8 protein-coding genes are annotated in these 11592 nt (G+C 44.5%); 3 read left to right on the forward strand and 5 right to left on the reverse strand.

Annotation, left to right across the window (positions count from 1 at the left end):
• The first annotated feature begins 52 nt into the window (after positions 1-52).
• Positions 53-2335 carry an acyl-CoA dehydrogenase gene (locus AB4351_RS06285; protein ID WP_017071963.1) on the forward strand — a complete coding sequence of 761 codons (2283 nt, stop codon included), beginning with the start codon at positions 53-55 and terminating at the stop codon, positions 2333-2335.
• A 210-nt stretch (positions 2336-2545) separates the two neighbouring features.
• Complete coding sequence (gene fabV, locus AB4351_RS06290; protein ID WP_017060392.1) at positions 2546-3748, forward strand: enoyl-ACP reductase FabV; 1203 nt, start codon at positions 2546-2548, stop codon at positions 3746-3748.
• Between the two features lie 306 nt (positions 3749-4054).
• Here the strand turns inward: fabV and AB4351_RS06295 are convergent, their stop codons facing one another.
• Positions 4055-5737, reverse strand: a complete 1683-nt coding sequence (locus AB4351_RS06295) for an aspartate:alanine antiporter (RefSeq protein ID WP_017060395.1) — start codon at positions 5735-5737, stop codon at positions 4055-4057.
• A gap of 249 nt (positions 5738-5986) precedes the next feature.
• Complete coding sequence (locus AB4351_RS06300) at positions 5987-6250, reverse strand: GrxA family glutaredoxin (RefSeq protein ID WP_009847069.1); 264 nt, start codon at positions 6248-6250, stop codon at positions 5987-5989.
• A gap of 406 nt (positions 6251-6656) precedes the next feature.
• Between AB4351_RS06300 and AB4351_RS06305 the strand changes: the two genes are divergently transcribed.
• The gene (locus tag AB4351_RS06305; RefSeq protein ID WP_017060396.1) at positions 6657-7949 is read left to right on the forward strand and encodes an iron-containing alcohol dehydrogenase; all 1293 of its coding nucleotides are present in this window, start codon (positions 6657-6659) and stop codon (positions 7947-7949) included.
• Between the two features lie 124 nt (positions 7950-8073).
• Here the strand turns inward: AB4351_RS06305 and AB4351_RS06310 are convergent, their stop codons facing one another.
• The 3 genes from AB4351_RS06310 to AB4351_RS06320 all read right to left on the reverse strand — a co-directional run bounded on the left by AB4351_RS06310 (position 8074) and on the right by AB4351_RS06320 (position 11576).
• The gene (locus AB4351_RS06310) at positions 8074-8928 is read right to left on the reverse strand and encodes a MurR/RpiR family transcriptional regulator (protein WP_004734686.1); all 855 of its coding nucleotides are present in this window, start codon (positions 8926-8928) and stop codon (positions 8074-8076) included.
• 358 nt (positions 8929-9286) lie between these two features.
• Entirely contained in the window at positions 9287-10930 is a 1644-nt protein-coding gene (gene panP / locus AB4351_RS06315; RefSeq protein WP_017060397.1) for a pyridoxal-dependent aspartate 1-decarboxylase PanP, read from the reverse strand.
• A gap of 118 nt (positions 10931-11048) precedes the next feature.
• Positions 11049-11576: a hypothetical protein gene (locus AB4351_RS06320; protein WP_372125374.1), complete on the reverse strand. Its 528-nt coding sequence runs from the start codon at positions 11574-11576 to the stop codon at positions 11049-11051.
• Positions 11577-11592 lie beyond the last annotated feature (16 nt).

An 11592-nucleotide genomic window follows, 5' to 3' on the forward strand; every position in this document is an offset into this window, starting at 1 on the left:
AATAAAAAGCGAAACATTCACAACCAATATAGTGAACAAAAGGATCTGAACTATGAGCTCTCTAAGACAAAAATGGGTAAGTGACCCAGCTTTTAAACTCTTTAAAAAAGTACTACCACCACTATCTAGCACCGAGAAAGAAGCGATGGAAGCGGGTAGCGTGTGGTGGGACGGAGAGCTGTTTTCTGGTAAACCAGATTTCACTAAGCTGCATCAATACCCAAAACCTCAGCTGACAGCAGAAGAGCAATCGTTCATGGATAATGAGCTTGAAACCTTGCTCGCTATGCTTGATGACCACCAAATTGTAAAAGAAGATCGAGACCTTCCTGAAGAGGTGTGGAACTTCTTACGCAAAGAGCGTTTCTTTTCGCTAATTATTGCGAAAGAGTATGGCGGTCGTGAATTCTCAGCACACGCTAACTCAACTATCGTAACTAAGATTGCGACTCGCAGTATCAGTACTGCGGTTTCAGTAATGGTTCCAAACTCTCTTGGTCCTGGTGAGCTGCTGTCTCACTACGGCACTCAAGACCAAAAAGACTACTGGCTACCTCGTCTTGCTGACGGTACAGATATCCCATGTTTCGCACTAACAGGCCCAGAAGCGGGTTCTGATGCGGGTGGTATCCCTGATGTCGGTACTGTGTGCATGGGCATGCACGAAGGTAAAGAGACGCTAGGTATCAAGCTTAACTGGAACAAACGCTACATTACACTAGCACCAGTGGCGACGGTACTTGGTCTGGCTTTCAAACTGCACGATCCAGAAAAGCTACTGGGTGACAAAGAAGACATTGGCATCACTTGTGCGCTAATCCCGGCTGACCACGAAGGTGTTGTGATTGGTGAGCGTCATGACCCACTTGGTCTTGCGTTTATGAATGGTCCAACACGCGGTCACGATGTATTTATTCCTATGGAATGGTTAATCGGTGGTGCCGATTACGCAGGTAAAGGCTGGCGTATGCTGGTGGAATGTCTGTCTGCAGGTCGTGGTATCTCATTACCCGCACTTGGCACGGCGATGGGCCACCTAACGGCGAAAACGACCGGCGCATACGCTTATGTTCGTAAGCAGTTCGGTATGTCGATTGGTAAGTTTGAAGGAGTTGCAGAGAGTTTAGGTCGTATTGGTGGCTTAACGTATCTACTAGAAGCGACTCGTACACTAACAACTACTTCACTCGATATGAAAGAGAAGCCGGGTATCGTTACGGCTATCGCGAAATATCACATGACAGAAATGGCGCGTACTATCCTGAATGATTCAATGGATATCCACTCTGGTCGTGCAATTCAAGATGGTCCAATGAACTACTTAGCTGCGCCTTACCTAGGTATTCCAGTTGCTATCACAGTAGAAGGTGCGAACATCTTAACTCGCAACCTGATGATCTTCGGTCAAGGTGCGACACGTTGTCACCCATACGTGCTAAGCGAAATGGAAGCGGCAGCAAACCCAGATGAGAAGCAAGGTGCGAAGGATTTCGATAACTTGTTGTTCAAGCATATCTCTCACGCAACTAAGAACACGTTTGGTGCGTTCGGTGCGGCATTGACAGGCTCTAAGTTCATTAAAGCGGATATGAGCGGTCCAACGAAGCCTTACTACCAAGACTTAACTCGCTTGAGCCGTGCGCTTGCAGTGAGTGCGGATTTCGCAATGCTTACACTAGGTGGCGAACTGAAACGTAAAGAGCTTATCTCTGCACGTCTAGGTGATGGTCTAAGTTACCTATACATGGCGTCTGCAGCGCTTAAGAAGTATGAAGATGAAGGTCGTCAACAAGCTGACCTAGACTACGTACACTACGCGGTTCAACACTGTTTCCATAACGCGGCTAAATCGCTACAAGAAGCGTACAGAAACTTCCCGAACAAGATGGTAGGTAAAGTACTTAAAGGTCTAGTTTTCCCTGTCGGTAACCACTTTGAAAAACCAAGTGATAATCTAACGGTACAACTGGCAGAAAGCTTGATGACTCCGGGTGCACACCGTGAACGTCTAACTCACCTTTGCTACATAGGCAAAGAAGAAGAGGATAGTGTTGGCCTAATGGAGAATGCGTTCAATGCGATGTACAGCATCAAGCCTCTCGAACGTAAGATCTTCAAAGCAGTGAAAGAGGGCAAAGTGGCTCGTAAAGGTCTATTGCAAGATAAACTTGCTCAAGCACTGGCGGCAGATGTTCTTACTCAAGACGAAGTTGACCAAATCATTGCAGCAGACAAACTTCGCTACGCAGCGATTCAAGTTGACCACTTCAGTCATGATTACAGTGAAACTTTGACGCGAAAAGAGTTAAAACCTAAGCTAAATAGCGTTGCTTAGATAAAGAAATGACAAAAGGCACCTTATTAGGTGCCTTTTTTTGTTTTTGTCGTAGAAGTTGCAATAGACGCGTTAACAAATGGTGACTTAGTCAGCAAATATACACTGAGTGCTCCAACCACTTGCATTTTCACCACATTTTTACAGAAATTAGATGCCATTTGCGTACGAAACTTTTATCCTTAACCTGATTTTTTAAGGAAGTTGAATATGATCATCAAACCTCGAATTCGCGGATTCATCTGTACTACAACACATCCAGTCGGTTGTGAAGCTAATGTAAAAGAACAAATTGCTTACACAAAAGCTCAAGGCCCAATCGCAAACGCACCTAAACGTGTACTAGTTGTTGGCTCTTCAAGTGGCTACGGCTTGTCTTCACGTATTGCGGCTGCATTTGGTGGCGGCGCTTCAACTATCGGTGTTTTCTTCGAGAAAGCCGGTACTGAGAAAAAGCCGGGCACAGCTGGTTTCTACAACTCAGCAGCGTTCGACAAGCTAGCTAAAGAAGAAGGCCTGTATTCAAAAAGCCTGAACGGCGATGCTTTCTCTAACGAAGCGAAACAGAAAACAATTGATCTGATCAAAGAAGATCTAGGTCAAATCGATATGGTTGTATACTCACTGGCGTCTCCAGTGCGTAAAATGCCAGAGACTGGCGAAGTAATTCGTTCATCTCTAAAGCCTATCGGTGAAACGTACACGTCAACTGCGGTTGATACGAACAAAGACACAATCATCGAAGCAAGCGTAGAGCCTGCAACTGAAGAAGAGATCAAAGACACTGTTACTGTAATGGGCGGTGAAGATTGGGAACTTTGGATCAATGCTCTTTCTGAAGCTGGTGTTCTAGCGGACGGTTGTAAGACGGTTGCTTACAGCTACATCGGTACTGAACTAACGTGGCCAATCTACTGGGATGGCGCACTAGGTAAAGCTAAGATGGATCTAGACCGTGCAGCGACAGCGCTGAACGAGAAGCTAGGCCAAACTGGCGGTACTGCAAACGTTGCTGTTCTTAAGTCTGTAGTGACTCAAGCAAGTTCTGCAATCCCTGTAATGCCTCTTTACATCGCTATGGTGTTCAAGAAGATGCGTGAAGAAGGTATTCACGAAGGTTGTATGGAACAGATCTTCCGTATGTTCAGCCAACGTCTATACAAAGAAGACGGCAGCGCGCCAGAAGTGGATGAAGTGAACCGTCTACGTCTAGATGACCTTGAGCTTCGCGAAGACATTCAAGATCACTGTCGTAACCTATGGCCTCAAATCACAACTGAGAACCTAAAAGAACTGACTGACTACGTAGAGTACAAAGAAGAGTTCTTGAAGCTATTTGGTTTCGGTGTTGAAGGTGTTGATTACGAAGCTGACGTTAACCCAGCTGTTGAATTTGATGTAGCTGACATCTAATTCAAGTTATCGAATCTAAACGAAATAGGCGCTCATTGAGCGCCTATTTTTTTGTCTGCTATTTGGTTCAAGAGATTAAGAGCAGATATGGGATTCGAGTGGCGGGATGCGAAGAGATTTAAGAGCGGATACGGCTACCGCGATTCGAAGGGGGACAAGAGTAGAAATAAGGGATGAAGAGAGTTAAGAGCAGGAGTGGGGAAGAAGGCTTGAACCGCTTAAAACAGGTTATAAAAAATGCACTAACCCAAAGTGAATTAGTGCATTCGAAATATCTAAGCTTGGTTGCTTTTAATGCAGCAGATGCTAGCTAATTATGATGATGAAAGTACCTGCTAAGGTCATCAATATATTGGCTATCGCATAAGTACCCGCATAACCCAGAGCCGGAATCGTTGAGCGAGCGTGGTCATTTACGATGTCCATCGCTGGAGCGCAAGTTCGCGCGCCAATGATTGCACCGAACAACAAAGCTCGGTTCATCTTCAATACGTAAGCGCCAACCAAGTAAGCGAAGAATACTGGCAGCACACTCACTACTAGGGCAATACCTATTACCTGTGGGCCAACTTGGGTTAAGTGCTCAAATATCTTACCACCGGCGCTCAAGCCGATACCGACCATAAAGAACATCAAACCGAGGTCTTTGACCATGTTCAGAGCACCTTGAGGCACATAACCGAAAGTAGGGTGGTTCGCTCGTAGGAAACCAAGCATGATGCCCGATAGAAGCAGGCCAACCGCGTTACCTAGCCCAAACGATACCTGACCGAATGTCATGGTGATCAAACCAAACAAAATACCCAAAATGAAGAAGCTACAGAAGGCCATCAAATCCGCCATTTGGCTGTGGATTGAGATGAAACCAATTTTCTCAGCTAGGCCGTGCACTCGACTCTTTTCACCACTCACCTGTAGGACGTCACCTTTAGAAAGCACGATGTTTAAGTCCATCGGCATTTCAATCTGAGCACGTACTACGCGGTTAAGGAAACAGCCGTATTCAGACAGGTTTAAGTCTGATAGGCGCTTACCTGCGATACTGTCACTCTTAACGACGATCTCTTCTTCCACGATACGCAGATCGAGAAGGTTACGGTCGAAAACTTCTTTACCGTTACGGAAGCTTGGGTCTAGACGAGCGTGGCTATCTGGGAAACCAACCAATGCGATCTCATCGCCTTCTTGCAGAATTGCATCACCATCTGGATGGGCAAGAATACCATTACGTCGAATACGCTCGATGTAACAGCCTGTTTGGCGATAGATGCCCAGTTCACGCAGATTCTTACCGTCAGTCCAAGAGATGAGCTCTGGTCCCACTCGATAAGCACGAATAATGGGCAAGTAAACCTTACGCTGACCTGAAGCGCCTAACCCACGTTCTTGGGCGATTTGCTCTGCCGAGTCGTGTAGGTTCACTTTTTGAAGTTTTGGAATCAAGCGAGCAAACATAATCATACTGATTAAGCCAACCAAGTAAGCCATCGCGTAACCGACTGAAAGGTTTTCGATAATCAGGCTCAAGTCCATGTTTCTTGGTAATTCTGCAAGCCCAGAATTCAGAGCATCTTGAGCACCTACCAATATCGGCGTTGCTGTTAAGGCACCTGCCATCATGCCTGCAGATAAACCAAAGCCTAGGCCAAGGTAATGACTACTGAAATAGGTTAGGGCAATTGCGGTAGAAAGTACCACAAGGCTCAGAATGAGGTAGTGCTTACCGTCTCTGAAGAAGATACCGAAGAAGTTTGGTCCAGCTTCAATGCCAACACAGTAGATGAACAGCATGAAACCAATGGTGAGCGCATCTGCGTTAAAAGAAAAGCCAAGATGTCCCATGATAAGGGAAGTAATCAAAACACCGATTGAATTACCAAGTTGGAGGCTACCGAAACGAATTTTACCAATGGCTAATCCAATCGATAAAACAACAAAGATGAGGAGAATGGGGTTTTGTTCTAACAGAAAAACAACGTCGATATTCACGGTGGTCGCTCAATAATTGGCGTGGAACACAGGGTAAGTTTGAGAGGTGAATTGTATCTAAATATAAATAAATTATAAGCAATATTTTGTTAATTTACTTGATTTTGACCTTATTCTTATTCCGTATGAAAACTGGTCATAAAAAAGCCCGCTACAGTGAGCGGGCTTTCTATAAATCGTACAGTCTAACGCCTAAATGGGTCAGCTGTTTAAGGCTTTAGCCCTGATTCTCGTTTGAGAAATCCTAGCTTAGTCGAAAAGACCTAGGTTTTCTTTTGCGTATGCTTCAAATTCTGTGCAGCCGCCGATGTGGTCTTGGTCGATGAAGATTTGTGGAACTGTATCGACAGGTTTACCAACAGTCTTCTCTAGATCAGCTTTGCTGATACCTTCAGCGTGGATGTCAACGTAACGGTAGTTGAAGTCATCGCGTTTAGCTTTAAGAGTTTCAGCATGCTCTTTTGCACGAACACAGAATGGGCAAGCAGGGCGACCAAAAATAACTACAAACATTTAATTTCTCCTAAATACGGGATGAGGCTCGTTAACTCGATTATGTTAACTATTCTTTAGTGAATGCCACTCAAAATTTCATAAAACTAACTATGCCTCAATGCCATGGGGAAATAAAGATGGAATTACCTCTTAATACAATAGGTTTTGTCTATCAGAGCAAATAATGGTCACAAAAAGGATCCATGCTGATTTCTGATGGGTATTCAGATTGATTACCCTTAATTTAAGAGTGTGAATTACCCCTAAGAATACGACATTAATCCATCTTTAATGCGACAAGTTGCACCTCGTCAAAAAAAGCGCATACAGAACGAGGCATCTTAATACTGATGCACTATATAAAGGCTAAATTCCAATAACCAAGAGTTCGCAGTTTTGTTCGGTCATAGGCGCAGGAGGCACCATGTTTCAATTTATGACATCTACAAAGATCATCTTTGGTGATGGAGCACTTTCCGCTTCATTGTCTCTCTTTAATCAATATGGCTACAGCGTGCTATTGGTTACAGGCAATACATTAGAGCGCACTTCAATTGTTACTGACTATCTTGATGCGCAGAGTATGCGTTATCAGCACATTGCCGTTTCCGGTGAACCTAATATCAAAATGGTTGAAGAGGCGGCTATTTCTGCTCGTCGATTTAAGCCAGATATGGTTGTCGCCATGGGGGGCGGTAGCGCCATCGATATGGGCAAAGCGTTGGCTGCGGTTTTACCTAATCAAGGCAATTTATATGACTATGTTGAAGTGGTCGGGCGTAATGTTCCTCTTAAAACCAAACCACTTCCGTTTATCGCAATTCCAACCACAGCGAGTACCGGCGCCGAGGTCACTAAAAACGCGGTGCTGAAATCAGGCCAAGACCAAGTAAAAATCAGCCTGAGAAGCCCAGACATGCTGGCCGACGTTGCGATTGTCGACCCAACCCTAACTCATGGAACCAATCTATATCTATCGGGGCGAGGTGCGATGGATGCCTTTACTCATCTAATGGAAGCCTACGTGTGTGGTGAACCGAATCCGTTAACCGATATGATTTGTGAAGAAGGGCTGCGTAAGTTGAGTGGTTCTGTGGTTAAAGCGTGTGTTTATGATGAGCCTCAAGCGCGTTCTGATCTTGCTTTCGCTTCTATGCTCGGTGGTATGGCGATAACTAATGCCAAGCTTGGCGCAGCCCATGGTTTAGCCTCCGCACTAGGAGGTAAGATTTCTGCGCCTCATAGTGTGATTACCGCGCGTTTAGCGCCGTTTGTGATGTTGGAGAACATAGCCGTTGCAAAAGAGCAGCAAAGAAGCGACATCCTAGCGCGTTATCAGCGAATCGCTCAGATAGTAACAGGTAACGTAGAAGCAATAGAAGAGGAGGCAATTTCTTGGTTATCGGAAGTGCTTGATACGCTTAAGTTACCCAACTTGTTGGAATTTGGTGTCTGTGAAGCCCAGTTTGATGAGGTGTCTGCCGACGCGCTCAAATCAGTGGCGATTAAAGGAAACCCTTTGCCGCTTAACCAAGAGAGGCTCGTGCATATTTTGAAGCAAGTATGCGAGAAGTGCAGTTGTAGAGAAGGGCATCATGAGGGAGCTTCAATGAATCAAATTGGGCAAGAGCCAGCTGTCGAGTCGAGCTTTACCATTATCAATTCTTATGCGTCCGAAAACAGCGTGGTTGAGAAGGGCAATAGTTGGACTATCTAACGGTCTTAAACTTGTTCGTTGTATAAGTCATTTTATACAGACAAATAAAAACGGAGCTCTAGGCTCCGTTTTTTTAATTCAACTTGTTCTCTGGTCATCTGTTTTCAGTTCATGACTAAGCAGATTAGAACTGAGAGTACTTCTCGTAACGTGAATCACGAAGTGACTCTTTGACGCGCTTTAGGTTCTCTCTGAAACCAGAACCACGACGTAGCGTAAAGCCTGTCGCTAGCACATCGATAACCGTCATCTGAACAACGCGACTTGCCATTGGCATGTAAACGTCAGTGTCTTCTGGAACATCCAGAGAAATAGACAACGAGCTCGCTTTATCCAGTGGAGAATCTTTTGCTGTGATAGCAATAACTGTCGCACCGTTTTCACGCGCTAAGTTTGCAATCTCAACTTGGCTTTTAGTGCGGCCAGTATGAGAGATAAGAACAATAACGTCGTTATCACTGCAGTTAATGCAGCTCATTCGTTGCATCACGATGTCTTCGAAACATGTGATTGGGATATTAAAACGAATAAACTTGTTTTGAGCATCTTTGGCGACAGCAGAAGAGGCACCCAGTCCGAAGAACGAAATGCGTTTTGCTTGAGTCAGCAAGTCAACAGCACGGTTTACTTGCATCGCGTCTAGACTGTTTTTAGCAACGTCTAGACAAGCCATAGTTGATTCGAAAATCTTATGCGTATAAGCATCTGGACCATCATCTTCTTCAACATTACGGTTCACGTAAGGTGTACCGTTTGCCAAGCTTTGAGCTAGGTGAAGTTTGAAGTCAGGGAAGCCCTTTGTGTCTAATCGACGACAGAAGCGGTTAACTGTAGGCTCACTCACGTCAGCCATTTTAGCTAAGGTAGCAATGCTAGAATGAATTGCAGTTTGAGGGGAAGCCATAATTACTTCGGCTACCTTGCGCTCAGACTTGCTGAAATTTTCCAGGTTTTTTTGTATTTTTTCTAATGTATTCATAGTGTTCACAAGGGTATAGAGAACAACTTGCTAGTTAATATCTTTTACCAGGGGGTATGGCTGAAGCAAATATCAGTAAACACAAAGCCGATGTATATTCGGTTTCGTAAATACTGCTGCGTCAAATAGATATCAAGCTAACTAGCACCATAGAGTCAGTATAAACCCAACATACTATTTACTAATACAAAAACAGGGCATGAATGCTTAAGAATATGACAAACCTCAACAAAATTTTAGAAAACTACAGAATTGGAAGAGAGTTTGAGCAAAAAGAATGCAAAATGGGTATGAACTGACAGCTTAGTTACATCAAAAAGAAAGAAATTTTCAATTTGATGCAACTAAAATTGAATGACTATGCGTTGATTTGCGTAACCAGTTTGTTGATTTTGCCCATCAAGTTTGGTGCTAGTTTAGAGATCTCACGCTGTTCTTCAAGCACTGACGAAAGAATGTCATTGCCTGTTAGTGGGTTTGCTAATACCACGCGGAAAACGATGATTGGCTGATGTACCCATGCTTCAGGGTTTAAGCGTGTACGTGACACGAAAGACTTACCTGTTTCACGCTGCTTCTTCTGAATAAACTTAGTCAGCTCATTGAGCAACTCATTCAGTTCGACACGATGTTCAGGCTCAGCTTTAAGCAGTGCCGCTTTGACTGACTCAGGGACATAGCGATAAGTCAGTAGGCAAAGCTCAGGTTCTGAAACCAGCTCGAAGTCGCTCTGATCTTTAATTAGGTCGGCAAAGTAGCGCGCTTTGTTGATGCTTTGGTCGATCAGCAGTTCATAACCTGGGCGGCTAATGATGTGCATTGCGGCGTAAACCAGCATTGCCATACCTGAACGAGAACCTTCTAACGTATGGCTGCCTAAATCTTTTGAGCCTTTACGAAGAATGTATTGAGCATGATGTTCAATCGCAGTCATCGCATCTGGCTTCTTAAACAGAACCATACCCGCACCCATAGGGATATAAAGCTGTTTATGCGCATCAATCGTGACTGAATCCGCCAGTTCAATACCATCAAGTAGGTGACGATGATTGTTAGACATCAGAGTCGCACCGCCCCAAGCTGCATCAACGTGGAAATGACAATCGGATTCGGCACACACCTCAGCAATGTCTCTTAGCGGGTCGATATTACCGGTTTCGGTTGTACCAGCCACACCAATGACGGCGAAAGGTTTGATCTTGTTCTGCTTGAGCTGCTCGATCTTGAGTCTTAAATCATCAGTACAAATACGGTTGTCGTTATCTGTTTTAACAGACACTAGACCTTCTTGACCAATACCAAGGACATCCGCGGCTTTTTTCAGAGAGTAGTGGCCACGTTCAGAGACTAAGATGGCAAGGCCTTCGTAGTCGTAGTGCTTCATGGCTTTAAACAGGCCTTCTTTTTCTACACCTTTGAACGAACCTTGCGCTTTTAGTGCGTTGTTACGTGCAACCCAGAGCGCTGTAATGTTCGCGATGGTACCGCCAGAACAAAACGCACCTAAAGAGTGGTTTGCGCTGTGCATCCAACGAGAATAAAACTGGTCACTATCTTGATAAATCAGGCGATGTAACATGCCCAGAACTTGACGTTCTAGGGGAGTGAACGCTTTTGAGGTCTCGATTTTTACTAGATTCTGATTCAACGCAATCATGATTTTTGAAAGCGGCATCAGGAAGTACGGCAACGCAGAGGTCATGTGGCCAATAAAACTTGGCGAAGACGTGTGAACCGAATGAGACACAAGAGAATCGAGGAGATGCTCAGTATGTTCAGAAACAAACTCAGGCTGCTCTGGGATATGAGCATTTGAAAAATCTTTCTCAATTTCACGTAGCGGCTTTTCTTCAGCCACAATATGTTCACGTAAGAATTGATTCAGGTTTCGTGAAAGTTTGTCTTCAATTTGAGTGAGTGTTGAATCTGGGCCTTCAGGTACCGTGAAGATACGTAGAAGACTGTCGAAGCTAACATCTGCTGTTTTTTGTTCCGTAACCATAGCAAGCGAGTTATTTTTCTAATATTGACGCGAGCGGGACAATCTAAACGAAAACGGGAACAATGTCCCGTCTTAATTATGAAATCCAACTTCTCAAAAAAGCATATTAAATGCGGGGTTATTTACACTTAATCGCTTCAAGTTTACTGATCGACTGGTTGTAACGCTGCAGCGCTGAGTCGATTTGCTTAGGGTGACTAAGCAGCTCTGCAAAGGCAGAACGTAGTTCGTAGTTTTGAGCGTGAGGCGTTGATTGGCGGTCATCGAATGTTGTTTTCGCGATTTTACCAAGCTCATCATCACGTGTTGATAGCGTTTTAATGTCGTGTTGCTCAAGTTGCAACCAACCTTCTACAGGTTGCTCTGTTGCCACTTTGCTTGAGTCGTTTACTAAGTAGTAGTGAACCGCAGCACGATTCAGCTCAAAGTGGTGCTTACGACCTTCTAGGAACCACTCACTCACTTCTGTTAGCTCTGGATATTGCTCAGAGGTTAATGCAGCAAGGTCGGCATACCAATTCAAAGAAGCGTTGATGTACGCATCATATTTTTTTGCTTGGCACTGGTTTGTCTCAGACATTGAATCTGCTGCAAAAGAGAAAGTAGAAGTTGAAGCTAGCAGTAATGCGACGCAAAGGCGTTTCATAGTGGTTCCTTTTGTA

Origin of the sequence: Vibrio sp. 10N.261.51.F11 (genome assembly GCF_041471665.1) — a bacterium.
Taxonomy (GTDB): Bacteria; Pseudomonadota; Gammaproteobacteria; order Enterobacterales; family Vibrionaceae; genus Vibrio; species Vibrio crassostreae_C.

Coding starts and splice junctions, on each gene's coding strand:
- AB4351_RS06285 (WP_017071963.1), top strand. CDS start 53: ATGAGCTCTCTAAGACAAAAATGGGTAAGTGACCCAGCTTTTAAACTC.
- fabV (WP_017060392.1), top strand. CDS start 2,546: ATGATCATCAAACCTCGAATTCGCGGATTCATCTGTACTACAACACAT.
- AB4351_RS06300 (WP_009847069.1), bottom strand. CDS start 6,250: ATGTTTGTAGTTATTTTTGGTCGCCCTGCTTGCCCATTCTGTGTTCGT.
- AB4351_RS06305 (WP_017060396.1), top strand. CDS start 6,657: ATGTTTCAATTTATGACATCTACAAAGATCATCTTTGGTGATGGAGCA.
- AB4351_RS06310 (WP_004734686.1), bottom strand. CDS start 8,928: ATGAATACATTAGAAAAAATACAAAAAAACCTGGAAAATTTCAGCAAG.
- panP (WP_017060397.1), bottom strand. CDS start 10,930: ATGGTTACGGAACAAAAAACAGCAGATGTTAGCTTCGACAGTCTTCTA.
- AB4351_RS06320 (WP_372125374.1), bottom strand. CDS start 11,576: ATGAAACGCCTTTGCGTCGCATTACTGCTAGCTTCAACTTCTACTTTC.